Origin of the sequence: Mogibacterium neglectum, from assembly GCF_030644205.1 — a bacterium.
GTDB classification, from domain to species: Bacteria; Bacillota; Clostridia; order Peptostreptococcales; family Anaerovoracaceae; genus Mogibacterium; species Mogibacterium neglectum.
Map to the genome: position 1 here is coordinate 763483 of NZ_CP128647.1, position 26112 is coordinate 789594.

Below are 26112 nucleotides of genomic sequence, written 5' to 3' on the forward strand. Positions count from 1 at the left end.
CTACTCGCAAGAACTGAAAGTTATTGTGAGTAGATGTACGTCTCATGCAAGGCACGCCAAAGAAAACGAGCGAAGTGAAATTTGATTTGTTGCGGGCTACTGCGGAAGCCGAGAAAGTAGCTGGTACTGCCCACGCGACCTAATGAAGAAAACTTAGCCATTACACTTGAACATGAACTTGTCACAAAGTTTGCTAAAGAGTTTATAATTATATAATGGGTATTATTTAAACAAAGAAAAATTAGAGGCTGGAGGTAAGTAGTTGAAAGATAATCGAGCGGATTTTATCAATATAAAATCATTTGAGGAATTTAACAGATACTATTGGTATCGAGAAGAACTTTCGCAAATTTGTAAATCTCTTGGATTAGAATACAGAGGTACAAAACAGGAGCTGAATCATATTATAGAACAATATTTCAAAGGAAATATAATAGAAAAGTCTGTAAGGAAAGTAAACAAAAAACAAGCCGAAGCGATAACCTTAAATACGCCGTTGCTTGAATGTGGCTTTTCCTTTAACCAAAAATTTCGAGAGTATTTTTCGGTTGTAACAGGTGTTGATCCATTCAAATTTAATGCTAATATGGCTACAGCTTGGCGAAAAGTAAAAGCTGAGAATGACTTAAACTTTACAATTCAAGATATGCTAAAAGTATACTATGGCGAGTCAGACTATGCTAAGTATGATCATTCAGTTTGTCAATGGAATCAATTCCTAAAGGACTTTTGCTCGGACGAATTTAGCGACTTTTATTCTAATAAGTTAAAAGTTGCTGCTATTCTATGGAAAGAAGTCAGAGATTCAACAAATGAAAAAACCTATTCAAGCCAACTTCTGGATGAGTATAGATACAAAATAGAGGAGTATCTAAAATAAACAAATCCCAGTTTGTCGATGTAATATCTTTTAACGATATCTTATGCTGTCGTTAAATAGTTTAGTGGATATGTTTCCACATACAGACAGGACTGCTGGACGTACTTAGTGTTCACTCGTTTCATGCTGAGGCAGTTGCCCTTTTAGTTAAGTCAGGTACTGACGCAAACAAAAGCTGGTACTGCCCACGCGACCTAATGAAGAAAACTTAGCCACTACACTTGATCATGAACTTGTCACAAAGTTTTCTAAGGTGTTTATGGAATTTATAATGAGATTTATTTTAAACAAAAGACAAATTTGAATTAAAGGAAGACAAATGATTTTAGAAACGTAAAGGTTGATTCTTCGCTCATGGGAAGAAAGAGATGCCAATGATTTATTTCAATATGCCAGTAATCCAGAGGTTGGTCCGATTGCAGGTTGGCCGGTACATACCAGCATTGAAAAACAGCAAGGAGATTATTAAAAATGTTTTTTCCGCACCTGAGACATACGCCGTAGTTTTAAAAGAAACAATGAAGCCAGTTGGTAGTATAGGTTTGATGATCGGCTCTGCAAGTGATAAAGGTATTCCCGATACTGAGGGGGAGATTGGTTACTGGATATGAGTTCCGTATTGGGGCCAGGGTCTTATACCAGAAGCAGTTCGTGAGATTATGAGGCATGGATTTAATGACCTGAATCTGGAGAAAATGTGGTGCGGTTATTTTGACGGTAATACAAAGTCAAAGAGAGTCCAGGAAAAATGCGGTTTCCGTTATCATCATACAAAAGAAAACGTTCCATGTGCATTGGAAGGTGTTCTTCGAACAGAACACATAACCTGCCTATCAAAGGCAGAGTGGATTTCATATAAGTAAATCCCAGTTTGTAGGGGGAGCAAAATGTTAAAGATAAAAGATTTTACATTTCAAGAGGATTGGGAGGATAGAAGAAGTTGTCTCATGTTCTTTAAAGCAGACCGAGAGGAAAGCTCTTCATGGGCTGTAGACATTGGGTTTAAGCCCGGTGATTTTGAGGGAAATGAGATTTCCCCTTCCCTCTGTATCAATCCAATAGATACGGACAAGAGCAATGTAAAGGAATTGGCGGGGACTACATTTTCAGTAAAGACAGCTTTGGATAGTGAAGAGCGTGAGGATTCATTTTATATTTATGAAAATGAACCTTTGTGTGAATATAGGATAGAAATCTTAAACATAGTAGAGGCAAAAGCCCATATAAAATGTAATGGGGTGCTTATTCTTGACGGCTATGCGGAGCCGTGGATAGAAGAAAGATTCCAAATAGACAGTTGGATTCCGGTAATAGAATCGGTGCAGGATTGGGATAAGTTGTCCTTATGACGGAAGAATCCATTCTGCGGTTATCCGATTTATAGGGGAGCCCGGTGAGTATGCTAGAAAATCCGTGGACAATGGATTACGATATAACAGTAAGAAGTTCCCTGACTCTATTCAAAGCGGAAGCCAGAACATAAGTTACGAGCTACAAAGTAGCGAAGTAGAAGTAGATGTACGTCTCAGTTTTAATTGCGCGATATCCTCCATATAGTTCACGCTATCGCAGAAATAATTAGAATTAAAGGAAAAGTTAAGAGCTGAGGAGTTATAGATGTTTATATTGGAATTGTACCAGAGCAATTATTCAAAAGACCTAGTTGCATTTGATTCGATAGAAGAAGGGAAGGCTTTTGTATCTAAAATACATGGGTATACTTTAGAAAAAGAGGATCAGTTTGAATACAAATATTTTAATCCTAAAAATATTCCTGATTACACGGAGTTTACCTATAACGGCAATATTGTTCCTTTCTCTAGATTTATGTTTGATTCTTAGGAAAATGTTGAGATCATTTGGAAGGAGCTTTCGAATCTATCCGTCACAAACGACCAAGTAATCAAAGGATATTCAAAAATTGATGCGTATGTCAGATAGATTCAATAACTAGGAGATTAAAATGTGCAGTATCCAATTGGAAAAATATCAGGGCAGGATTAAGGCGGCTTATGAAGCAAGTGCCTTTACAGAAGGTGTTAGGCCGGAGTCAGAGGAAGATATAAAAAAGTTTGAAGCAAATTACACCTCCATACCATCAGAGTACAGGTGGCTACTACTTAACTTAGGCGGTTGCTATTTGGCAGAGCCATGGATTTTTGGTTTGAAGGAGCTTACGGAAAACTATACCATCTTTGAAGAGGTATATGAGGAATATATGTGTGAATGTGAACACGGCCCAGCATTTCCTATCGGAGGTTTAGGTGATGGGAGCATCGTGTTTATAGACATTGAAAGCGGCAAAGTACGTGGATATAACAATGATTATGCGGACCTTGAGGAAATTTCAGAGAGCTTCTCTGAGCTTATCTTAGATCTAGTAGAGCAGGTAGAAAGCTTTTCTGCCTACAATATCTGATATTAAGCATATTTATTAAATGGCATATCTACAGACGTTTAAGATGATTATTTATTGTCATAGTTTGTATCCACTCTAGAATTCATTTTATAGGATCAATTTGGACTAAAGCGAGACAATAATTAAAAGAAAAAATTTGAAATTTGCAGGTTTAAATATATGACATTATTAAAAATTATTTTAATAGCAATTGGTGCAACTTTTTCAACGTTTGGATACTTAATCTACTTTAAGAAAAAGTACAATCTTATCAATGACTATGAAGCTAACCGCAAAGCTGGTAAGAAAACAGAATCTTATGCTAGAAAAGTTGGCCTTATTGAATTACTACTTGGAATTGCTTTGCTAATGATTGGCTTATACTTGATTGTTGCTATGCGAAGCACTTGAATGTGTTAATTAGTATCCGTAATGGATACATGATCATATTTATTATATGCGAGGAACAATATGGATTTTATAAATGATAGAAGCAGCAATATTCTTTTTAGCCTTCATGACAGCAGGGTGAAAGAAATCAAATATCATAACAAAACTTTGACATTAAAGGTACATAAAATATTTCAATTTGTGGATGGTGAAGAAAAAGCCTATCCAGGCGAAGTATGTTTTAAAGATTGTGATTTGGACATGTGTGATGTACTGATATTTAATAAAACATTGGGTGAAGGCCGTTTTTATGGAAAGGCTATTGAATTACAGCAATTTATGGATGAATATGCAGGCTCAGAGTTTGAAATAATCAAAGAAGGATATTTTGGTAACACGACAACATATACAGGCTGGCTTTGGGAAGATGGTAAACAACCAGTGTCAGCAATTATGTATATTTGGAACAGAGAAGATATGGTATATAGAGTAGAGAAATAAACTTTACTTAAACTAAGATTTTTGCTGCTTTGCTACGAAAAGTAGCAAAAAATATAATAAAGACAACTAATGTTTCTTGATTGGTAAACATCAATTTACTAACCTTTGAAGTAAGTAAAACATAACTAAATATCGGAGGTAGAAAAATGACTTTATTTGAAGATCAAATCAAACATTACAGAAAACAGGCGGGACTGTCACAGGAAAAGATGGCGGAGAAGATTGGTGTATCTCGTCAGGCGATTACAAAGTGGGAAAATGGAACTGGAACACCTGATATTTCAAATTTGATGGCTATAGCTAATCTCTTTCTAATATCTATAGATGAATTACTGTCAAATGAGAAAACAGAGAGTAAAAAATCTGACTATATCTATGAAAGTCGTACGGAATACGATATCGATGGAAAAAAAGACTTTGATATCAAACTCGGTGGGGCATATAAAGTAGATTTAAAAGCGTATAATGGAGAAAAAATAGTAGTTGAACTATTCTCGAATGTTTATAAAAATATTCAGTCGGACTATAAAGTTAAGATCGATGATAATAGGCATAACATTGATATCGAGCTTGCAAGGTTAAACGGAGTAAGCGAAGCAATTGCGAAGGAGAGCCTCATTGTAAATATTAATATTCCAGCCAAATATATCGGAAGAGTTGAAATATCAGTTAATGCAGGGACACTAACTGTTAATGATATTGAAAATGAAAATATTGAAATAAATGGAAAAATCAGTGAAGTTGCATTAAAAGGCAACAAAAGTGAAATTGAAATAGATTCTAATCTTGATATGCAGATTAATGTTATCTCGCATGAAGGTGCAGTTGAAATCAATCAATTGTCTGCAACATCAAGACTTATAATACCTGAAAACTTCTGTTTTAGAAGTGCAAAAAAAGGAATTGCTAATACTATTTATTATGAAAAGTACGGAAAAAAGGTAGAGTCATTTTCAAATGATGAATCCGATAATTATATTGAACTTAATGGGATAAAAAGCGAGCTTGTTATAGCTATTGACGAAGCATAGAATTTATTGGAAGAAAATGGATTGCACGTATATTTCAGCTGAGGAATTAGAAAAAATATGAGGGATTATGCATTATGGCAATAGATGGTGTGAAAAATTATAGATAGCGATACAGGGTATGATATCTATAATTATGTTATCAGGAGCTATAAGGACGGGATGAGTGCAGATAAAATCGTCGAAACCATGCTAGCTGAAGAAAAACACTATTGTATCGATGATTTTTATTCCGAAATTTACTGGACGGCGCTTGCTTATTCGCTATGGGAAATAGGACACCTTCCAGATGGTGTAAAAGAGAAAGCATTTGAAATCATCAAAAAAGGAGCAAATGAATTCTGGCTCGAAATTGATGACAAAGCATTAAAGCAAAGGCAAAAGTGTTTGGATAAATTAGCAATACAGCTAGAAAACGAAAATACTAAGCCAATCAAAGTACCAAAGTTAAAGACTACAAGAAAACCCTTCTTTCAAACAGGAGATGTTCTTGCGATAAAATTTGATGATGAGTATGGAGTTTGCTTTGTATCTTCGGTAGATCAAGGAGTGAGAAAAATAGAATACCACTTAGCATGTACGCGATTACTGCAGAAAGAAAAACCTAGTATCGATGATTTCATAAACAGTGAAATTGCTTGTGGCAAGCAGAATACATCATACTGCCTGAAGACAGACTGTTGGTTTAACCATAAAGACCTAGGCTTGCTTATAGACAGATTTGTGAAGATTGGACGAGTGGAATTGGAAGATTATGTATTAGGAATTCTCTCGCCTACTTCCACGCTTGAGGATATTTACAATAGAATTACTATAGACAAAAAGACTTCGAATTTTAAATTTAAAGATACATGGGAACTGATAAGAGGTTTTGAGGTTGATGAGACATAATTGGGTATTTGAAACAACGGTAATAACTAGTTTAATTATGTTTTAGGACACTTGGAAGGAACGAAGCTAATGGGCGATAAACCAACGAGCATCTTTAATTTGCATGTTTTATTGCAGTGTGTTTTACCAAATATGGACATAGCTTTGATAAAAGCTATACCAAAGAAGTATTCGATTTAGTCACAGCGCTGGGAAGTAAGCTGCCGGCACAAATAAAGAAAAACGGTAGCGGATCAATCCCAAAGGAAATCGCAGAATGTAAGACGGAGGATTTTTCTTGCACTTCAAATGACGCCTTTGCAATTATCAAAATATCAGTGAAAAATGAGTCTGAAGAAACATATAGTAAAGCTTTAGATTATCTATGTAAGCTGTTCGAATATGGTTTTTCGCCGAGCTACTCAATTGAATTTAAAAGTTCTAATAAAATATATCTCCCTATAAAGAAGCTTCCGAAGAAGGGGGTAAATCAATTTTTTGCAAATGCAATTCTCTATCCTGAGATTCACGATAAAATTGAGCGATATGCAAGGTTAGTTATGAAAGAGTTTGAATGGTATCTAAATTTGAACGACGAGTTTTGTACGATGCCGGGAAGCTTTGCGGTGTTTGCATTAGGTCTTTACGACGAAAAATATCATAGGCTGGTCTGCGACTATTTTGCTATATGTGATGGTGAACATCAAAGCATTCAAGGTGAATTTGTGCTTGCGTATATAGAAAAGTTTGGCTTTACAGAAAAAGGTCTTGAGCTGTATAAACTGTGCAGGTCAAACATACAGGCGCTCCCAAATAAACTGATAGCTCAATATAATAAATTCTTTGCTCAGAGGTAAGGTGTTTTGAGGTTTTTATGAAACAGATTAATGAAGCAATCAAAACGTTTTTAGCAAATCCACAAAATATGACATGGTGGAATATTCAAGGCTAAAAAATGTGAATCTGGGCGCATCGTTTTTTACTATTCTTATTGCTGTCGGAGCAGAAGTAGCTAGTCACTATATCTACAAGTGGCTAGATAGTAATCATAATGACAATTAGCACATTGAAAAACCAGGAGCTGGCATTCCTGGTTTTTCTTTCGCGTGTATACATGACGCTTAATATCATTTCTTGGTTATTAACAATATAGCACAGCTTTATTTATATACAATGTTACTTGTATAACGATAGGATATGCAACTTTAATGAATACCTAACCCTACAGTAATCATAAAATTTAACGATAGAAACATAACCGTCATGTTAGCATCTTTCTTTTCTTTCTCGAGCATTTTATATGTATATATTAAGACTAATATAATGGATATTGCCGATCCAGTTTTAATAACAGAATGTAATGGGGATACATCAAACATGGTATATATTGCATAAGCAATAAAGAAAACAGCTTCATAGATATATATTATATTTTTATATAAATTACTCATTTTTTTCATAAGCACCTCCAAAAGTATTATATACATGTTTGAATTTAAACTATCTAACTTATAATTAACATTTACAGTTTTGGTGAAAAACCAGTAGCTATCTTCTTAGGATTGCCTACTGAGGACAAGTCTAATCACTTCTTAGCCCTTAATTTTGTAACACAGGTATTCCAGTATCTATTCAAGGTTGCGAAGGCTGGAAATGGCAAATTAGACCGTAATGTGAGGTTCATATTAGACGAGTTTGGAAATATGCCAGTTCTTGATAACTTTGGCGGCATGGTTACAAATTGCCTTGGCGTTGGATTCAGCTTTGATATATTCATACAGTCATATAATCAGCTGCATACTAATTATGAAATGGAAATGGATACGATTAAGGATAACTTTGCTAACCAGTTCTACATCATGGCACTTGGAAACGAGACAGCAAATGAATTTTCAGAGCAGCTTGGAAATAAGACAGTAATAGAGCTTCAGCGTACAGGAACGAGATTCGGTAGAAACAAAACCTTTATGGAAAGCTCTAAAGAAAGACCGTTGTTATTCCCAAAAGAACTTAAAGAATTTAGGCAAGGGGAATATGCAATGATTAGAGGTGCAAAGAGAACAGACTTAGCTGGAGCTGGAATAAAGCACTATCCAATACTTGGTGAATACATGGATAACATTAGCTTTATAAAGAAGCTGCAAATACGCAGCATGGTAAAGAAAAGAAGGAAAGCTGGTGGAGCTATGAGGAATAGAGACACAGGCGAACCTTTATCTTACAGGCAAGAGCTTAACTATGAGCTTTCTGAAGCTGCTAGAAAGTCTGGAACTGCATTTCTATTTAGGTATCAATATGCTACAGATGATTTTCCTAATCCAAATGAAATATATCTGGATCAGATTTGCACCGAAAGTAGAGAGCGTGTAAATTACACAGAATATGTCTATGATCCTAATATTGCTTTAGGGAAAAAGGAAAACGCTCATTCAGGGGCTAAGAAAAAGGTTCTTAGTGAGCTTTCAGATTATTACAGTTTAGAAACTGTACTTTATGCTTGCTTCGGAGATAACTATGAAGATGAGCTTGGGCTTAATTCAAATACAAGTGTAGATCAAGCTATGATGATAATATCCGCAGCTTGTGACAGAGAGGGTATTAAAGAGAAAATGGCGGCACAGATGAAAAGTATCTTAATGAGAGGATAAACAGTATGCCTTGCATTAAAAAAGTCGCTTAAATCGCAAATATGAAGCTCTGTTCTTAAGGGAAAGGAGAGTTGATTTGAAAACTAAACCACAATTAAATAAAAGAAGATGGAAGAAGCGGATTTCTAGTTTTTCCATCTTCTTTTTTGTAGGACTAATACTTGCTAGTCCTGTTTTTGCGGATGAAGGAGATAAATACCTATCATTCTATAAAAACAACGCAGATATACTAAAAACAAACACATTATTTTTAGATGCACTTAGAGCTATCTTGTGGTATGGAGTAATTGCATTAGTTAAGCTAGGGCAAGAAGTACAGAAGCTTTATGATACAGCGTTTGGATTTATAGACTTAACTACAAATAGTGATGTAACCGCATTTGTTAATCAATTCAAGCCTGTATTTATAGCTTTAACAGCAGCTGCTCTTGTATATCTAGGAATTATCCTGATATTACACCATGATAAAAAGCCTAATGTTGTTACAAATATTGTTATTGCTGCTCTTTGTGTATCATGCAGTACCTTTATTTTTAGCTCTTTTAATTCACTTTTAGTGTCATTTAAAGATGGTGTAAACAATACATCAATCAAAAGTGAACAAGAGGTCTATACGATTGTTAATAACAACAGCTTCGATGTCCTGAAGCTTTATAACAAATATGGTACTGGTCTTAATAAAGGTAAATATGCTAATGGTAAAGCTGGAATAAACAAAGAAAACTTTGGATATTTTAATATCAACGAAGTTATAAATTACAAAAGTAAACTTCTAGCTTCAGAGGAAAATCCATTTAAGTATAGAATAGGTTACATACTAGATGGCAAAGCTGGTACGGTAGAAAATTCCAATGGATGGGGAATAAATGAAAATGACGATGCGGATTTTGGTAACGAGTTTTACTATCGTTACTCGTTTCAGTTCCTTGTTGCATATATCCAGCTAATAGCACTCATAGTTGTTTATCTGGCAATGTCATATAAGGTTGTCAGAGTAGCATTTGAGCTTGTAGTAGCTAGGCTACTGGCTTATCTATATTCAGCAGAGTTATCTGGTGGAGAGAAGATAAAGAAGATATTAGCATTTATAAGAGATAGCTATATATTACTAGCTGTATCAATCGTGTGTATAAAGGTGTATGTAATCTTTACAACCTTTATAACAAAGACTGCTGGAACTGGTTTTACAGCTGCTATTTTTTCTCTTTTTCTAGCTTTTACGGTCATAGATGGACCGAATCTAGTTGAAAGGGTACTAGGTATGGATGCTGGATTAAAGTCATCTACAGCGAGAATGATGGCTGTTGGCGGTATGGCTGTTGCTGGTACTAGAGCAGCAACCAATCTAGGTAAAGGAGTAGGAAGAAAGATTGGTGGCACGCTGAAGAACGCAAGCGATAAAAAGGCTGCGGATATGGCTAAAGCTGGTGCTACTGGTGCAGCTCTTGGAGCAGCAGACGATAAAGAGAAAAATACTACCAGGGGAAAAGATGGTGCTGGCGGCACTATGGAAACATCAGGAATTAGTAAAGTAAGTAATACAGAAACTGGTTCTTCAGGAAGCTCTTTTGATAAAGATGTATCTTCTGGTCTATCTACCGAAGGAGCTGCATCGAGCAGCCTTGCAGATAGAATGGATAGTGCATTAAGTGATAAGCACGAAAACAGGAATTTAGGATCTGAACTACAGAAGTCAAACCACCATTCAAAAGCTGGTTCTGAAAGCTTTAATAGTAGAGTAAATAACCTAGATAGACAGCAGACTAGGAAGAATACGGTTGTGACAAGTTCTAAGCCTAGAACGATAACTAGATCAAAGAGTAAGTTCATGGATAAGGGAGATAAGAAGTAATGGCAAGAACAGTAACTACGGATTCAATAGAAAGTAGAACTAGCGTAGCATTTGGATATGATGTATGGGATCTCTTTTTTCTCATGTTTTACATTGCTCTTATATACTCGCTAAGAATATTTGTGCATCCTAAACTAAGGATTGCATACATCATATTTTCAGTATTAGTGGCTATATTTTTAACCACAAGAAGCACGCTCAATAAAAGAAGAAAAAATTATGAGAGTTTATACTTCTTAATTTCAAAAGATATATCCACTTATAGACCATTCTATAGCAGAAAGGATAGATAAATGTTTTCTAAAAAGAAAGAAAAAGAACCTAAAGAGAAGAAAAAGGAAATAATAAAAGAAACCTTAAGCGTCTTGCCTATCAGAAACTATGATGAAGGTATAGACGCTTTTTCTTTAGAAGATGGCACATATTTAGATCTACTTGAAATCGTTACAAGAGACAGAGAAAATCTACAGGATGATGTTGTAAGGTTTGATATGTTTACTTTAACTAAATTTGAAAGGCTTTACTCTGGAGATCATAAGATTGTTGGACTTAATTTTCCAATAAATACTTTATCTCAAAGAAAATACCTAGATAGGAAGCTAAAAAAGACCGCTGATCCAATCAGAAAAGAATGGTTAATGCGAGAATGGGATGAACTCGATAGGCTGGAGAGCATGATAGACCGTAAAGAATTCTATTTGTTCTTCTTTGGGAAAACAAAAGACGAACTAGAAAAGAATCGTGGAAATATCCTTGGATGGATAGGGTATGGAAGTTCTAGGCTAGTCAAACCTATGGGTAAAGAGAAGAAAATACAGATTATAAGAAAGCTCTGCAATATGAACGCATTAATACTTGCAGATGATTTAGTAGAGGATGAAGAATATGAGTAAGTTCGGTAAAAAGAAAAAGGGGAAATTTAAGACTGAAATTCCGTTAGACGAAGAACTTTTTGAGTATATCCAACCAGCTGGTGGAATTACTTTTAAAGATCCTAATTATATAACTACAGGGGATGGATATATAAGATGTTTACACCTTTATCAGCTTCCCAAATTGCTTGATGATTTTTGGCTAGATAACTTCTTTAAGCTAGAGGACTGTATATCTGTAATGGATATACATGCTAAAGATAATGCAGAAGTTAAAAAGAATATTAACCGTTCTTTGAAGGAAGAATTTGCCAGGGCTAGGACTGCTAAAGACTACATGGAACTTTATGATGCGAAGCTTAGACAAGAGCAGCTTCAAGGGATGTATGATGAACTAACATCCCTGGGAGAAGTTGTAAAGGATGTAGATATAAGAACCTTTGTAAGTGGAAGAAATCTGGTAGAGCTAGATGATAGATGTAAAGAAATCATTTCTAGTCTTGAAGCAGATAGTTACATGACTGCAACAATGCTAAATGAGGGCAAGAGGGAATGGCAAGCTATTTTTGAGCCTTATCAGACACAGCACAGCAAGATTTTTTCAATGAAAGCACATCCGTTAATGAGTGAACAGGTTGCTATGGGAAATCCGTTCTCATATAGTGAGCTTATAGATGATCATGGAGATTTACTTGGATTTACACCAGTTAGTGGTGCAGTTATATTTGACGAGTTCCATAAAACTGCAACGAGAAAACATTACAACTCACTTGTATGCGGAGATATGGGTTCTGGAAAATCAACCTTCCTGAAGAAAAGGTTTAAGGCTAATGCTGCTAAAGGAAACTTTATAAGAACCTTTGATATTACTGGAGAGTTTGAAAAGCTGACTAGGGAATTTGGCGGTAAAATTATAAAGTGTAATGGTGAAGATGGTATGCTTAATCCTTTAGAAATACTAAAGGCTGGCGAAGATGATTTTACTTCATATAGTAAACATATTTCAAAAGTAGCAACATTCTTCAGGTGTATTTTGCCGCAGACAGATGACCAGATAGTAACTAATCTAGAAATCTTGCTAAGAGACTTCTATGAATTATATAAGCTAGTGCCAGCTGAAGGTAGAAGTATTACAGGGCAGCCAGCTAAGAACTATCCAACATTTTCAAATTTTCTTTCTTTTTTAGATGATCAAATTGAGGTTGAGAAAACTAGGAAATACACTAGCAGTGTAGATGCTGGATTAGCACAGAATAAAGCTTTAATTGTTAATCAGATTAGGGATGCTGTTTCAACAATTGTTGGTAACTATGGATCTATGTTTGATGGACATACTAGCGTAGATAATCTTGTAGATGAAAAGATTGTTACCTTTGACATTTCAGATATTAAAGATTTAGGCAATGTGTTTGTTGCTCAGATGTTTAACATGGTTTCACTCTGCTGGGATAACGCTGTTAATAACGGTAGCATAATGAAATCCATGTGGGAAAATAAAGAAATTGAACTTGAAGATGTTACGTGCTTCCTTATCCTAATAGACGAAAGTCACAGATGGGTAAATACAAAGATGGTTCAGATACTGGAGCTTCTAATCCAGTATCTAAGAGAAGCTAGAAAGTTCTTTGCTGGAATCACTTTTGCTTCTCAGTCAGTAAGAGACTTTGCTCCACAAGGTGCATCCGATCCACATATTGATAAAATACGTGTCTTATTTGAGCTAACACAGTATAAGTTTATGTTCAAGCAAGACAGCTCTACACTTCCGCTCATTAATGATGTTTTTGGAAGTGCATTGTCCTTCTCGCAAGTTGAGAGAATACCATTTCTTGGTATGGGTGACACCATTCTTTCAATATCAGGAGATAGAAGTCTTGAATTTAAAGTTTACCTAAATAAGCAGTACGAAGAAAGCATCTTCTCAGGTGGAAGATAATGAACCTAAAAAGGCATTTAAAGAAGATTCTCATCGGTTCTGTTATATCTGTTTTATCATTCATGATAATTCTATCAGCAATCGTTGTTGCAATTACCAGCACTATGCAAAGTGCTGGCGGTGCATGGTATAAGCTTAAAAAAACAAATGAGAATACAGAAACTGAAGAAACAGAAAGCGGAGACATTCAGGCTGGTGTAATCAAAGGTAAAAGAACTTCATATCCTTCAGGAGATAACCTCTTTTACTTTGGTGCAAATCTTAATCCTTGGGTCAGCATGGGTGCAAGACCAGGATATCATAATTGTACCTGGTATGCTTTTGGAAGGTTCGGAGAAATCCTAGGAAAAAGACCGGCACTTCCTACAGGAAATGCTAATATGTGGTATAGTCATTGTACAGCATACAAAAAAGGTAAGACACCTAAAGTTGGAGCTGTTATATGTTGGGATTATACTAATCATGACTGCGGTCATGTTGCCATTGTAGAAGAAGTGAAATCTAATGGTGATATAGTTGTATCTCAATCTGGATGGCGAGGTGGCAAGTTCTGGATGACGAATGTTACAAAGGCGAGTGGTTACAGACCGCAAGGACGGTATGTGTTTCAAGGCTTTATTTACCAGCCGTAGGAGATAATTATGAAAAAGTTAAAAGAACTTAATTCAAGACAAGTATTAATACTTGTAGGAATTATAATCATGCTTGGTGTAACAGCTTTTGCTGGAGTGCAGTCCTTTATTGGAAAGAAGCAACAGAAAAGTTTAAGTGAAGTTAGGAAAGAACTTTCTAATACCGTTTGGCTAGAAGAAACGTCAAATGGAACTAATGTTGTTTACTTCAGTCCATTTGGAGATATTCTACTTGGAACGAAAAACAAGAAAGGAAAGCTGAACTTAAACACGGTTTATCTAACTTATGAGGTTACAAAGCCAAATAATTTATATATCTCAAATCAAGCTGGAAACGATAAAGGAAAAAGCTGGTTTGGAGATCATAAGATAGAGGTAAATGGAGATACATTAAAGCTTGATAATAAGTATTATAAGAAGGGGAAGGATGCCACAGGGTGGTATGACTACTCACAAGATCCAGCAAATTGGGAAAGCTTCACCGAAGAAGATATATATGAAATGGATCATCCAAACAAGACAGATGAAAATGAATAGAGTTTAAAGTACCAGGACAAAGCTGGTACTTTTTCTTTTTTACTGAAAGTGATGGTGAATCGTTATGAACATGAGGAAAGTATATTTGCTTAGCAAGGCTAAAGAAAAGGAAAAGTATAAAAAAAAGATTCGAGATAGATATAGAGTTGTTTTTTTAGAGGATGATGTTGATGCGGATCTAGTTATTCTACCAATTGAGGAAGAAGGAATAACTATAGAGCAGCAAATGTATATAGACGAATTAAAAGAAGGAGCATCCTTAACAATGCTGAGTTCTAAAGATATTCTGGATGATAATTTTGAACGAGTATTAGATAAAGAGCTTGAAAAGGAAAAATCTCTAGAGAAGTCAAGAAAACAGACTAATGATGACTTAGATTATGGATTGGAGATATAGATGGAAAATGCAAGAGAGCTAGAATTAATTGAAAAAAGAGAAAAAATAGAGAGGACAGGAAATAGAATCCTGAAAGGCTTTTTAATAATTTTCTTTCTTGGTTACGCTGTATTTTTCACATCCAGATTATGGCTTCCAACACCATATGAAGGAGTTGCAATAACACCAATTGGAAAGTCAGTAACCGTTGAAGATAGGACTTTAACTATTGATAGCTGGAAATACTCGAAAGAGCAGCGAGAAATGGAAATTATAGTCGAAGTGAACAAAACTTCCCTTGATAGCGTAAATACTTATAAGTGGAGTGTTGCTACTGCCACAGGAAAACTTGATACAAAAGCAGTTCATGAAAGTAAAGATATAGTGGTTCTTAAAGTAACTAATGTTCCTAGAAGATGGACGGAACTTGCTTTAAATATGAGCTTAAAGCAAGAAGATATGAATAAAGGATTAGAATTTTCTTCCCTAAAGGTATATACAAATGACAAGCACGTTGATTTTGTAAAGAAAATCAAGCACAAGTCAACAAAAGGATATTTAAGAGAAGCTTATCTATCTAAAATAGAAGGTTATAAAGCACAGCTTAAAACTTTAAGGAAAGAAAAAGCTGCCATTAAAACTAAAATTACAAATGCTGATAAGATGATAAAGGATCTAACTGATAAAATGCAGTATCAGACACCTAGCGATCAGCAAAAAACTGGTGATGAAATATCTAATATTTCATCTGAACGAGATAGCCTTAATGATAGATTGAAGGAAAAGGATGCTGAAATTAATGAAATGCAGCAGAGGATTGATATACAAAAAGAGCTTTTAAAAAAGCTCTAAAATGTACATTACCTTGTAATGATGTGATTGTATTTCTTCATGTTCTCTGTGCTGTTATTTTATGCGTTATATAGCTTCTGCAAGTGGCAAGCGGTTGTAAAAAGCTATGCTTTTTCTCCACCGTCTAGTAAGACCACTTGCTTTACGCTTTATATAACGCTTTTTTTACAGCTAACAGAGAACAACAAAGAATTGTTCATCTGAAGAAAGTTAAATGGTTTTCTTGAAAGGAGAAAAAAATGGATAAGTTTAAAGAAATTACTGCGGTAGAACAAAATAGTTTTGCGGATGAGAGATTTAGCCGCAATGGTGGCGGCTACTTACAACCGCATATCGTATATGATTATCAAGGTGAAAAAGTTGAGTTATTTGATAATAACATCGGTGAATATGGGAATGAATACACCGTTGTATATGATGGCTGTGAATTTTGGTATAGCACAAAAGGAAAAGACGAAGAAGTTTCAACAAACTTTGCAGAAAAGCATAATCAGTTTATTAATGATTGGAATGAGGCTTTTGGACGTAATTATCCTATATGGAACAGTCATGAAGAAATTGTACGTCCTATCAGGGAAGAAATTCTGTATCAATCTGTAAATTCAACACCAGAACCAGGTGCATTTGCAACATATGCCATAGAAGATGGTGATGGTGGATATGTTTCTGCAAGTGTTTCAGAAGATGATTTTGTGGAAGCAATGGGGTATAAAACAATAGAAGATTATCAAGATGGTGACTATGATGAGTTTCTATGGACAGACAAGGGTTATGAAATTTTAGGTACCCTTGCAAGAAAAAGACATTTACTATAACTTAAAAAAGTATGATTCTGTGAGGATTAATCCTCACAGAAATTTTTACAACACTAAGTGAGTAAATAGAAGGATATTAAAAAATGGCAGACCTTGAAAAACTTAAAGATATAAGCATAGTAGATTATGCTAGACAAATAGGATTTACACCAATTAAAGTTGGCAGATACTATAGCTTAAAAGAGCATGATTCAGTGCGAATTGACACTAGTCGAAATGTGTTCTTTAGAAATTCAACAGGAGAAAAGGGCAGTATTATAGACTTTGTAATGGCTATGCGAGGGATTAGCCTTGGTGCTGCGATTAAAGAATTAAATGGGAATCTAGGCAGCTTAGAGCCTACAGAGAAAAGAGAAAAGAATTATCCTGATAAGGATAAGCCTACTTCATTACAACTTCCTAATAAGGCTTCGTCTATGAAGAATGTATTTGCATACTTAGTTAAAACAAGATGTATCAGTCAGAAGCTTGTACAGGAACTTGTAGATAGAGATATGTTATATCAGGACGATAGAAATAATTGTGTATTCGTATCAAGAAACGAAGAAAACATTGCCGTTTTTGCTACAGTTCGAGGAACAAATACATATAAGCGATGGGTAGGGGATGTATATGGGTGTGACTATTCTCATTCTTTCTTCATAGATAATGGAGCTGATAAGCTTGTTGTAGCTGAAAGTGTCATTGATGCGTTATCTTTCATGGATGTAATGAACCAAAGAGGGAATAATCATCTTAATTATAACTACCTTGCCTTATCAGGTACAGGTAAGGCGAAAGAAGCTATAGAGTACCATCTTGAAAAGGAAAAATATGGGGAAGTTTTACTAGCATTAGATAGTGACAATGCTGGTAAAAGAATTACCGCTGAAATGGTTTCACATATCAATGGGATTAAACCAAAAATTAATGTATCAGATTATAACCCTGAGATATATAAAGATTGGAATGAAGCTCTTGTAGATATGAAACAGACTAAAAAAGAAAGAATAAAAGAGAGGGATGCTGAAATATGAGAATACTATATATTGGAGATAGAGCAAGAGGGGTATTTATAGAAGAAGTTTGTAAATCAAATGCTAATGATGGATGGGTATTTGATTTTATAGAAGCTTCTGGGCATTTAAAGACATATGAGCCTAAACTGCTTAGTAAGCTTGCTGGATATAACTATGTTGTATATGATACAGAGCCATACATTGATGATGCTGAAGATCTAGCTGCAATAATTGAGAGTATATATAAATCAAATGCTGTAACTCCTATAGTTATGGTAAATACTATAAATCCAACTAATACTATGGTTAAGGCTTGCCTTGATAGAGGTATAAAGAGCTTCATTAATCTTGGAGTAGGTTCCGTTTCCGACTTAAAGGAACAGCTAGTAAAAAACATAAGCAATTATTACGAAGCTAACGGTCGAGAAGAAGTAAACCAAGTTAAGGAAACAATAGAGGAAGAAAAAGTTAATATCTCTAGGTTTACTTCAATAGCTGTTGTGGGTACTGAACACAGGATAGGCACAACTACACAAGCTATTCAGATTGTAAAGTTTTTAACCTCGCAAGGGTTTAGAGCTTGCTATGTTGAAATTAATGATAACAAATATACTAATCGCTACTTGTCACAGGAAAGTAAAGATCAGCTTTCATATGTTGAAAAGCTGAAGCTTATGGTTGGTGGAGAAGTAGAAGATAGCGAAAGAGGGTATTTAAGGACAGACGGTGTAGATATGTTCTATAAGCAAGATAAACTTGCGGATCTGTTTAAGGAAGATTATGACTATTTAGTTTATGATTATGGAATGTATCGATCTGCTGGATTTAATAAAACAGCTTTCCTTAAAGATGACATAAAGCTCATATGCACTTGTGCAAATGTTATAGAATTTGATGGAGCAATTGAAATTGCGACAAATCCATCATATAATTCTGCTAAGCTAATATGTTCATTTTCGGCACAGAAGGATAGAGAGGATGTAAAAGAGATATTTGCAGAATATAATGCGGATAACAGGCTGTATTTTACAGACTATACACCTGATCCATATATTCTAACGAATATTACACTGTACAAGGAGCTTCTAAAAACAGAAGCTGAAGAACCTACTCCTGAAGAACCAGAAAAGAAAAGATGGAAGTTTTTTAAGAGGTGATTGCAATGAATGATGATTTTACAAAGAGACTAGCTATGATAAAAACCTTACTATTTTTTAGACCGATAGTTAGGTTTATATGCAAACCACTTCTAATATTATTCGGAATAGGTGTAGCAGCATGGATATTTAATATTGTGAAATTCAGAGCTGGTGCAACAATTCCAATACTGATTATGTTTGTTGTATTAGCATCTACGTTATTAGGGTATGACACCTTAATATTCAAATTAGCTAAAGATGATATAGATGTACGTTTATAATAAGCGATTAAGAGAGCCTGCAAGCTCTCTTTTTTATTTGGAGAATCAATGAATGAATAAATACGCAAAGATGAAAGAAGTGGCTAACAGAGAAACAGAGTTTAGAAATGAACAAGCAGCCCTTCATGAAAAACACAAAGACATAGATCAAAATAAAGTTATAGTAGAAAAGAGTATGGCAGTTAAGCATACCTATTCCTTTATAAAAAGTATATGCAGAACAATAGTAGGAGTTCTGTTTATACTACTTGCTGCAATAGGGGTAATTACACTTATTTACCCTGAACTTAGGACGGAGCTTATATCCATACTATCAACAATTTATAATGAAATATCCAGTATGGTTTAGAAGGTAGGAATTAATGATTAATGTAGGGAAAACTGAACTGAAGAAGTTTGTACATGAATATATTAAAGAAAATAGCAGCCTGTTAGAAAAAGAAGAAATAAAGGAAGCTATTAATAATGATACATATTCATCACAGATGGAAGCTGAACTTGATAAGCTAAAGGAAGAATTTAGCTTATATGTAGCTGATAACGATTATGAAATTATCAGCCTTAATGCAGATAATTTAGATCGCATTAAGAGAGTTGCAAAACGATATGTAGATGTTGATCTTGAAGATGATCTTATTAATGAGTATCTTCAAGGCATTTTAGAAAGGATAAACTGTAATGAGTAGAAACTTAGTAATTCTTGCAGAAAAGGCAAACGCTGCGGAAGCATATGCTGAAGCTATAGGCGTTAAGAATTTACATAAGAATAGAGATGGCTTTTTAGAAGGGGAAGTAAGTTTTTCAATTGGTTCTAGAGAAGAACCAGTACATGTTGAAATTGCACATTCACAAGGTCATTGCCTAAGACTTTTAGATCCAGAAGAAATTGATGAAAATTATAAGAAATGGGATGTTGCAATGCTGCCTATTCCATTTGATGATAATAAGCTGAAAGCTATAGATGATTACAAAGAGAGAAAGCTTAATGCTATTAAGAAAGCTCTTGGAGCTGCGGATTATATCATTAATGCTGGTGATTCTGGAAGGGAAGGCGAATTAATACAGCGTTGGATATTAAAAGAAGCTGGAAAAGAAAGAAATGTATATCGTCTATGGACTAGCAGCTTAACTATAGCAGCTATAAAAAAGGCATATGATAATCTGTTAAATGATCCGACTTCTAAAGAAATGCTTGATAACCTATATGCTTCTGGTAAAGCAAGAGCAATAATGGATAAGTATATTGGATTTAATTATTCGAGGCTTATATCTTTAACAAAGACTGCCGGTGTAACTGTAAATTATGGCAGATGCAAATCTCCATTAACTCACGCTATTATTGAGCGAGATTTAGAAATTGAGAATTTTGTTAAAAGACCATTCTCTTACATAAAGCTAAAATTAGGTAACGAGATTACATTTAATGGGGTACTAATTTCTGATAATGGAGAAAAGCTAGAGTTCGATAATCATGTTGCAGCTGCGGAAGTTTTAGAAAAATTGCAACATGAAGCGAAGGTTATATCTGTAAAAAAGGAAAATGGTGTAGATAATCCACCTAAGCCTTTTGATATACTTACTATCCAAAAGGAAATGAGTAAGAAATATGACTATGAAGCAGATGTTACACTTTCAATTTGCCAAGATCTTTATGATAAGCGCAAGATACTATCTTATCCAAGGACTGATTCTAGATATTTAACAGCTGATCTAAAAGAGGAACTTAAAGATACAGTAAAGGCTCTCGACTTTGGAGAATTTAAACAGTATGTATCAAGCTGTTGTGTGAGAGAGATTCCGAATAGGTATTTTAATGATAAGAAGGTCATAGATCATCACGGACTAATCCCTGTAGTTCCACAAGGTGGAATTGAAACAAAATATGAAAAACTTAATGAAGCTGAAAAGAATGTATATGATGCTATTATTAAGAATTTCATTTCTCTTTTTATGGAAAGCTCTAGATATGAGAAGACAGAAATAATAACTGAAGCTTCTGGTTATAAGATAAAATCAAAGCTTAAAAACGTAACTGAGATTGGATATAAGGCACTATTTAAGGATGATGCTGTAGAAACAGATGATGTTGATATACTTTCGATAGGCAGCATCAATGAAGGGGAGCTTATTCCAATTAATGAAAAAGAAATAGTTGATACTGAGACGAAACCTAAACAGCATTTTACAACAGCTTCACTTCTTGATTTTATGAAGATACATAACATAGGAACTGGTGCAACTAGAGACGGAATTATAAAAGAACTTACAGAGAAAAAGGGGCATAATGTTTCTAGCACTGTTAAGAAAGAAGGTAAATACTTTATATCTACAGAATTTGGACGATCCATGGATGCTGTTATACCAGATAGGTTAAAGTCTATTGAATTTTTATCTGAAGTAGATGGTAAACTGGCAGATGTAGAAAATGGCAAACTATCTTTTGATGACTTTATGGCTGATGTACAAGCAAAATTCAAAGCAGATTTAATTGAAATGGCAAGCAATACAGAAGTCTTGATTGAAAATAAAAGAGAAGAAAAAGAATTGTTTGATTGTCCTTGCTGCGGAAATAAGCTTGTAGATAAAGGTTGGGGATATGCTTGTAAAGGATGGAAAAAAGACGGATCTGGCTGCAACTTCAATTTGCCTAAAAAGATTAGCGGTAAAATTCTATCTGAGAAAGTTCTTTTGGAGCTTTTGACATATAAGACTACAAAGAAAGAAATAAAAGGTTTTAAAAGTCAGAAGTCAGGTAAAAAATATAATGCTAGGCTGAAACTTGATATTGTAGATGGTAAATCAAAGATTTCTTATATTTTTGATAACTAACTTGTATGCTAGTTGGGGTTAAAGTATATGGGAATGAAAAATGATACTCAAGGAGGTTGAAAAATCACATGGGAAGGAAAAGGAAGATACAGGATGGCGATAAATTCGGCTACTGGACAGTTCTCTCCAAAGCAGATAAAAGGCGTTATCTGTGCCGCTGTCAGTGCGGTACAGTAAAAGCTGTTGATTATGGCAGTCTTTTATCTGGCTCGTCAAAGTCCTGCGGATGCTTGTATCGAGCTGAGCGCAGAAAAATAGACGAGAAAAGAATCGATGCGCGGTTTTTAGGGCGCAAACTTGGGCGATTAACGCCGATCAAAAGGTTGCCTGGTACACCAGATTCAGTCAGGAGCCTTAAGTATCTGTGCAGGTGCGATTGTGGCAAGGAAATCGTCATGACTGTGGAACAACTAAAAAAAGCAAGGTCGTGCGGTTGTTTGCGCAGGGAGAATTCTGCCGTGCTGATGGACAGTATCAAGGAAGCTGGTTATGATAAAATCCAAGATGCTAGGATAGACGGTACTATAACATATAGCCTCGTTCAGAAAACAAGAAGAAACAATACATCTGGGATCAAGGGTGTTAGCCGTCTGAAAAACGGCAAGTACCGAGCGTATTTGAACCTCAGAAGGACTCAAATCAACCTCGGGTATTATGACACTCTTGAAGAAGCTGCACTCGCACGTCGTGAAGGGGAAAAGCTCTACTATAAGCCAATACTTGAGAAAGTAAAAAATAAAAATTGAGGGGGCAGTTAAGCCCTCTCAATTTTGCCCTCTATTTGAAGTCTTATAGAAGAATTAAATCAAATTATCATTATTTAACTATTAAGAAAAAGCATTTCTTGGCCAAACACCAGCGTTTCAAGTTCCTTGAAAACACATGGGTTTAGCCATTATAAGATTGTCATTTTATAAATAAGTAGAGTTAAGAAAAGGCATTTTGCTTTTTCTTTTTTTATTGAAGCGAAAGGAGAGAAATATATGAATATTTCAGAAACACAGAAAGTTAAAGTTTTTAAAGTTAATGAACATGAGAAAAGAAAAAATACCATGCAAGTGCATATATCTTCCTATGAGGGAAAAGATAAAAATGATGATGCTGTATATAGCTCTTGGTTTGCTAACTTTGTTGGAACTGCATACACGAAAGCTAAAGAGGAACTTAAAGAGGGTGACTACATACAGTTAACTAACGGTAAGATTGAAAACATTTATAGTAAGGAAAAAGGGAAAGCTTTTCTTGAAGTAATTGTTTTCGATTTTGATATTTTGCCTGAAAAGGATGGAAGCAACTAATGTTCTTAACCGAACAAGAGTTAAAAGATACCTTTTGGAAAAATTACAATTATTCTGGACGAGCTATAAGGTATCAATTTGAGAGCAGTATAAGAGAAGGTAATGCTGATCTGGTGACAGTAGAAATGTTCCAGAATAATGTTCAGTTTAATTCTTTTGAATTTAAACTGTCAGATATTAAGAAAGCTATAGTGCAAGCAGAACACAATTCAAAGTATGTTCACAAGTCATGGATCGTTATTCCTGAAGAAAAGAAAAAACTAATTCAAGACAAGTACACGAACATACTAAATGAAATTAAATATGTGGGAGTAATCACTGTAGAAGAAGGTGGTAAATGGACTATGATACACCGTCCATTTTATAGAAATAGGGTAGAACTTAATCAGGAAATTTTGAAGCTTATGCTTCTAAAATTTTAGTAAAGGTGGGATGTTAGGGCTTAGCCCTCATCCCTTTTTTATTTTTCGCTCTGCGAATAAATAAAGAGCATAAGGGAAAACTGATAGCACGGAACGTGCTACGTTGGCAGTGCCAACGGTTTTATATGCTTGCATAAATTCTTATAAATACGGTTTATAACCGTATGAAATTATAACGAATTTATGGCAATACGGTTTATAACCGTATCATTTTATGCGGTAGAAATCTATATAGAGGAGACGGAAATGGCAAGAAAAGAATACAATTTACCAGAACAGACAATAGACACCATCCACGAAGTTATGAAAGAAACTGGTTTTAAATATGAGGTGGATGCAGTCATTTTCATGATAAACGAATATAACGAATATAGAAAACGAGAGCTAGATTTGACTAAATATTCAGAAATGACCGCTGATTTAGTTACAGAAAAATTAGACAAGCATTTTACAAGACTTCGATTAGGATTAAGGACAGCTGAACAGAACTCTATAATTATGAAAGACATAACCAATACACTTTTGTTTAAGCTTTTACCATCTAAGAATGAAATGTTGATGCCGGCTGAAGGACGATTTAAACATACCGTATTAGTAGAAGCTGAAGATAATCTATCTGAAAAGATAACAAAGGCGAAACAAGAAAAAGACAATCTGAAGGCTCAGAGAGGTATTGAGTAATGAGAAGTGAAGTATTATATGTAAGAGGGGTTTCCGAATATACAAAGACAACTCTTGAAAAGATAGCTAGGACTAAAGGAATAAGCACAAACGAGCTTGTAAATAAAATACTTGCTGATTATGTAAAAGCTCCAGAGCTTAGGAATTTAGATAATAAGTATATAGAGCTAACAGACAAGATGATAGCCTTATATAAGGCACAGGCAGATAGATTAGCCGAAACTTTAGCCGAACAAAGCGAACTTATAAGAGAACTACTGGATAGACAAGATATTTAAACCACTTTAAAAAGAAAGAGGAAAATCCTATGGTTGGAATTGTTGCAGTGACAAGATTTTGTACTTCAGGAAGTAAAGCTTTTTCTGAGTATATTAATTACATAGATAGAGATAATGCGACCAGAAAAGACAAGATGGATCAATACAACCTATTTGAAGAATATCTAGGTTATATGGAAAACGAAGAAAAAACGGTGGTAGATGATTATAAAAATAATACTACTGAAGAAGTCAGTGCTTTATTTACCAGAGATAAAGACCATCTTTCGCTGGATGAAAAAACAAAAATTAAAGACTTATTTAAAGCTGCACAGAACAATGAATCCAATATGTGGCAAACCGTTATATCTTTCGATAATCGTTATTTAGAACAAATTGGTGTATATAAGGACAAGATCTTAGACGAAAAGAAGCTAATAACATCTAGTAGAGCTGCCATTGATGCCATGCTACATAAAGAAGGACTAGATAACGCTGTATGGACTGCTTCTTTTCATTACAATACAGACAATATACATATCCATATTGCAACTATTGAACCAACTCCGATGAGAGAAAAGAAAATATATCGTGAGTGGGTTAGAAATCCTGATGGAAGAATTAAAATGCAGCGTAATCAAGATACAGGCAAGTTGGAAAAAGTTCCGTTGCTCGATGAAAATGGTAATCAGGTACTGAAAGAGCAGTATAAAGGAACTTTTAAACAGTCAAGTATAGAAACACTAAAAAGCACAATGGTTAGTGAACTTGAAACAGACAAGGAGCAGATGATTGAAATATCCAGTATGCTCAGAGATATTATAAAAGACAAAAAAGATACCTCTTTGCTAAATAACGACAAGTTCAAAGAGCGATTAATTAACTTATACAAAGAAATAAAGGCTACAGGAACGGAAAGAAGATACTGGAACTATAATCAGAAAACGCTACACCATTTAAAGGGCGAAATTGACGATTTAAGCGACTTTTTTATATCTTCCTACCACCAAGACGAATTCAAGCAAATAGTGTCTGAAATCGAAGATTTACAGGCAAAATTTGCTAATACATATGGTGGCAACAACTCATATTTAGAAAACAAACTATATAATCCCAAAGATGGACTATATCCAAGACTAGGTAACGCAATACTTAAAGAACTGCAAACATATGATAGGGCAAGATCTAACCAGCTAAAAACGGTCAGCGAAGCGATAGAAATGCTTGATAAGACAAGTTCAAAATACGATCCTAAGACTGCAATATTTAAGCTGGAGAAAGCATCTGAAATGGGAAATTCTTTTGCTCAAAATAGATTAGGGCTTATGTATCTAAAGGGTGAGTTTGTTAAAAAGGATAAGGTGCGTGCTATGAATTACTTTAATCGATCTGCCGCTAACGGAAACAGGTTTGGTTCTATGATGTTAAGCAAGAAAGAGGTTTATAGCACTAAAGACTATGGAAGAAATTATCACGTCAGCAGATACATTGAAAGATCCACCAACAGACTAAGAAGAAACCTAGAGCAGAATTATGAATCGTGGAAAAATAAAGCTGCTTATGAGGAATTACAGCGTGATATAAGCAAGAGAACAGATGACTATGAATTATCTTAAAGGA

The 26112-nt window shown here is 34.8% G+C and carries 34 protein-coding genes; 33 read left to right on the plus strand and 1 reads right to left on the minus strand.

Translation table 11 applies throughout. The features are described from left to right. The first annotated feature begins 262 nt into the window (after positions 1-262). The 11 genes from QU661_RS03510 to QU661_RS03555 all read left to right on the plus strand — a co-directional run bounded on the left by QU661_RS03510 (position 263) and on the right by QU661_RS03555 (position 6924). Complete coding sequence (locus tag QU661_RS03510) at positions 263-880, plus strand: SAP domain-containing protein (protein WP_304990335.1); 618 nt, start codon at positions 263-265, stop codon at positions 878-880. Positions 881-1248: 368 nt separating this feature from the next. After that, positions 1249-1491 carry a hypothetical protein gene (locus QU661_RS08315; RefSeq protein WP_330692476.1) on the plus strand — a complete coding sequence of 81 codons (243 nt, stop codon included), beginning with the start codon at positions 1249-1251 and terminating at the stop codon, positions 1489-1491. A 48-nt stretch (positions 1492-1539) separates the two neighbouring features. After that, positions 1540-1743: a GNAT family N-acetyltransferase gene (locus tag QU661_RS08355; RefSeq protein WP_334307221.1), complete on the plus strand. Its 204-nt coding sequence runs from the start codon at positions 1540-1542 to the stop codon at positions 1741-1743. Between the two features lie 24 nt (positions 1744-1767). Continuing rightward, a complete protein-coding gene (locus QU661_RS03520) occupies positions 1768-2229 on the plus strand; it encodes a hypothetical protein (protein WP_304990336.1) in 462 nt (153 codons plus the stop codon). Positions 2230-2497: 268 nt separating this feature from the next. After that, positions 2498-2722, plus strand: a complete 225-nt coding sequence (locus tag QU661_RS03525) for a hypothetical protein (RefSeq protein ID WP_304990337.1) — start codon at positions 2498-2500, stop codon at positions 2720-2722. Between the two features lie 121 nt (positions 2723-2843). Continuing rightward, entirely contained in the window at positions 2844-3299 is a 456-nt protein-coding gene (locus tag QU661_RS03530) for an SMI1/KNR4 family protein (RefSeq protein ID WP_304990338.1), read from the plus strand. 159 nt (positions 3300-3458) lie between these two features. Then, positions 3459-3689: a DUF3784 domain-containing protein gene (locus QU661_RS03535; protein ID WP_304990339.1), complete on the plus strand. Its 231-nt coding sequence runs from the start codon at positions 3459-3461 to the stop codon at positions 3687-3689. A gap of 60 nt (positions 3690-3749) precedes the next feature. Then, complete coding sequence (locus QU661_RS03540) at positions 3750-4169, plus strand: hypothetical protein (RefSeq protein WP_304990340.1); 420 nt, start codon at positions 3750-3752, stop codon at positions 4167-4169. 146 nt (positions 4170-4315) lie between these two features. Continuing rightward, complete coding sequence (locus tag QU661_RS03545) at positions 4316-5200, plus strand: helix-turn-helix domain-containing protein (protein ID WP_304990341.1); 885 nt, start codon at positions 4316-4318, stop codon at positions 5198-5200. A 159-nt stretch (positions 5201-5359) separates the two neighbouring features. Further along, a complete protein-coding gene (locus QU661_RS03550; protein ID WP_304990342.1) occupies positions 5360-6088 on the plus strand; it encodes a hypothetical protein in 729 nt (242 codons plus the stop codon). Between the two features lie 116 nt (positions 6089-6204). Next, positions 6205-6924 carry a DUF6138 family protein gene (locus QU661_RS03555; protein WP_304990343.1) on the plus strand — a complete coding sequence of 240 codons (720 nt, stop codon included), beginning with the start codon at positions 6205-6207 and terminating at the stop codon, positions 6922-6924. A 348-nt stretch (positions 6925-7272) separates the two neighbouring features. Here QU661_RS03555 and QU661_RS03560 read toward each other — a convergent pair whose 3' ends face one another. After that, complete coding sequence (locus QU661_RS03560) at positions 7273-7527, minus strand: hypothetical protein (protein ID WP_304990344.1); 255 nt, start codon at positions 7525-7527, stop codon at positions 7273-7275. A gap of 102 nt (positions 7528-7629) precedes the next feature. Between QU661_RS03560 and QU661_RS03565 the strand changes: the two genes are divergently transcribed. The 22 genes from QU661_RS03565 to mobP2 all read left to right on the plus strand — a co-directional run bounded on the left by QU661_RS03565 (position 7630) and on the right by mobP2 (position 26108). Further along, positions 7630-8715 carry a type IV secretory system conjugative DNA transfer family protein gene (locus QU661_RS03565; protein WP_304990345.1) on the plus strand — a complete coding sequence of 362 codons (1086 nt, stop codon included), beginning with the start codon at positions 7630-7632 and terminating at the stop codon, positions 8713-8715. Between the two features lie 76 nt (positions 8716-8791). Beyond that, entirely contained in the window at positions 8792-10567 is a 1776-nt protein-coding gene (locus QU661_RS03570) for a pLS20_p028 family conjugation system transmembrane protein (protein ID WP_304990346.1), read from the plus strand. Next, positions 10567-10860, plus strand: a complete 294-nt coding sequence (locus tag QU661_RS03575; RefSeq protein ID WP_304990347.1) for a DUF5592 family protein — start codon at positions 10567-10569, stop codon at positions 10858-10860. Before QU661_RS03570 ends, QU661_RS03575 begins: the two co-directional genes overlap by 1 nt. Next, positions 10861-11460, plus strand: a complete 600-nt coding sequence (locus QU661_RS03580) for a hypothetical protein (RefSeq protein ID WP_304990348.1) — start codon at positions 10861-10863, stop codon at positions 11458-11460. Continuing rightward, positions 11453-13375, plus strand: a complete 1923-nt coding sequence (locus QU661_RS03585) for a VirB4 family type IV secretion system protein (protein ID WP_304990349.1) — start codon at positions 11453-11455, stop codon at positions 13373-13375. The genes QU661_RS03580 and QU661_RS03585 overlap by 8 nt, the downstream gene beginning before the upstream one ends. Beyond that, positions 13375-14007, plus strand: coding sequence for a CHAP domain-containing protein (locus QU661_RS03590; protein WP_304990350.1), 633 nt, complete (start codon positions 13375-13377; stop codon positions 14005-14007). The genes QU661_RS03585 and QU661_RS03590 overlap by 1 nt, the downstream gene beginning before the upstream one ends. A gap of 9 nt (positions 14008-14016) precedes the next feature. Further along, positions 14017-14544 (plus strand): hypothetical protein, encoded by a 528-nt coding sequence (locus QU661_RS03595; protein WP_304990351.1) that lies wholly within the window; start codon positions 14017-14019, stop codon positions 14542-14544. A gap of 64 nt (positions 14545-14608) precedes the next feature. After that, positions 14609-14941 (plus strand): hypothetical protein, encoded by a 333-nt coding sequence (locus QU661_RS03600; protein ID WP_178978271.1) that lies wholly within the window; start codon positions 14609-14611, stop codon positions 14939-14941. Continuing rightward, positions 14942-15772 (plus strand): hypothetical protein, encoded by an 831-nt coding sequence (locus tag QU661_RS03605; protein WP_304990352.1) that lies wholly within the window; start codon positions 14942-14944, stop codon positions 15770-15772. 239 nt (positions 15773-16011) lie between these two features. Beyond that, positions 16012-16587 carry a hypothetical protein gene (locus QU661_RS03610; RefSeq protein ID WP_304990353.1) on the plus strand — a complete coding sequence of 192 codons (576 nt, stop codon included), beginning with the start codon at positions 16012-16014 and terminating at the stop codon, positions 16585-16587. Positions 16588-16670: 83 nt separating this feature from the next. Then, positions 16671-17603 carry a DUF3991 and TOPRIM domain-containing protein gene (locus tag QU661_RS03615; RefSeq protein ID WP_304990354.1) on the plus strand — a complete coding sequence of 311 codons (933 nt, stop codon included), beginning with the start codon at positions 16671-16673 and terminating at the stop codon, positions 17601-17603. Next, on the plus strand, positions 17600-18742 hold the full coding sequence (locus QU661_RS03620) for a hypothetical protein (RefSeq protein WP_304990355.1): 1143 nt from the start codon (positions 17600-17602) through the stop codon (positions 18740-18742). Before QU661_RS03615 ends, QU661_RS03620 begins: the two co-directional genes overlap by 4 nt. A gap of 5 nt (positions 18743-18747) precedes the next feature. Beyond that, positions 18748-19005: a hypothetical protein gene (locus QU661_RS03625; protein WP_304990356.1), complete on the plus strand. Its 258-nt coding sequence runs from the start codon at positions 18748-18750 to the stop codon at positions 19003-19005. A 52-nt stretch (positions 19006-19057) separates the two neighbouring features. After that, positions 19058-19354 (plus strand): hypothetical protein, encoded by a 297-nt coding sequence (locus QU661_RS03630; protein WP_304990357.1) that lies wholly within the window; start codon positions 19058-19060, stop codon positions 19352-19354. A gap of 13 nt (positions 19355-19367) precedes the next feature. Beyond that, on the plus strand, positions 19368-19691 hold the full coding sequence (locus QU661_RS03635; RefSeq protein ID WP_304990359.1) for a hypothetical protein: 324 nt from the start codon (positions 19368-19370) through the stop codon (positions 19689-19691). Continuing rightward, positions 19684-21834, plus strand: coding sequence for a type IA DNA topoisomerase (locus QU661_RS03640; RefSeq protein ID WP_304990360.1), 2151 nt, complete (start codon positions 19684-19686; stop codon positions 21832-21834). The genes QU661_RS03635 and QU661_RS03640 overlap by 8 nt, the downstream gene beginning before the upstream one ends. 68 nt (positions 21835-21902) lie before the next feature. After that, complete coding sequence (locus QU661_RS03645) at positions 21903-22580, plus strand: AP2/ERF family transcription factor (protein WP_304990361.1); 678 nt, start codon at positions 21903-21905, stop codon at positions 22578-22580. Positions 22581-22817: 237 nt separating this feature from the next. Further along, on the plus strand, positions 22818-23132 hold the full coding sequence (locus QU661_RS03650; RefSeq protein ID WP_304990362.1) for a hypothetical protein: 315 nt from the start codon (positions 22818-22820) through the stop codon (positions 23130-23132). Next, positions 23132-23554: a hypothetical protein gene (locus QU661_RS03655; RefSeq protein ID WP_304990363.1), complete on the plus strand. Its 423-nt coding sequence runs from the start codon at positions 23132-23134 to the stop codon at positions 23552-23554. Before QU661_RS03650 ends, QU661_RS03655 begins: the two co-directional genes overlap by 1 nt. 246 nt (positions 23555-23800) lie before the next feature. Further along, positions 23801-24235, plus strand: a complete 435-nt coding sequence (locus QU661_RS03660) for a hypothetical protein (protein ID WP_304990364.1) — start codon at positions 23801-23803, stop codon at positions 24233-24235. Beyond that, positions 24235-24513, plus strand: coding sequence for a hypothetical protein (locus QU661_RS03665; protein ID WP_304990365.1), 279 nt, complete (start codon positions 24235-24237; stop codon positions 24511-24513). Before QU661_RS03660 ends, QU661_RS03665 begins: the two co-directional genes overlap by 1 nt. 29 nt (positions 24514-24542) lie before the next feature. Continuing rightward, complete coding sequence (mobP2, locus tag QU661_RS03670) at positions 24543-26108, plus strand: MobP2 family relaxase (protein WP_304990366.1); 1566 nt, start codon at positions 24543-24545, stop codon at positions 26106-26108. Positions 26109-26112 lie beyond the last annotated feature (4 nt).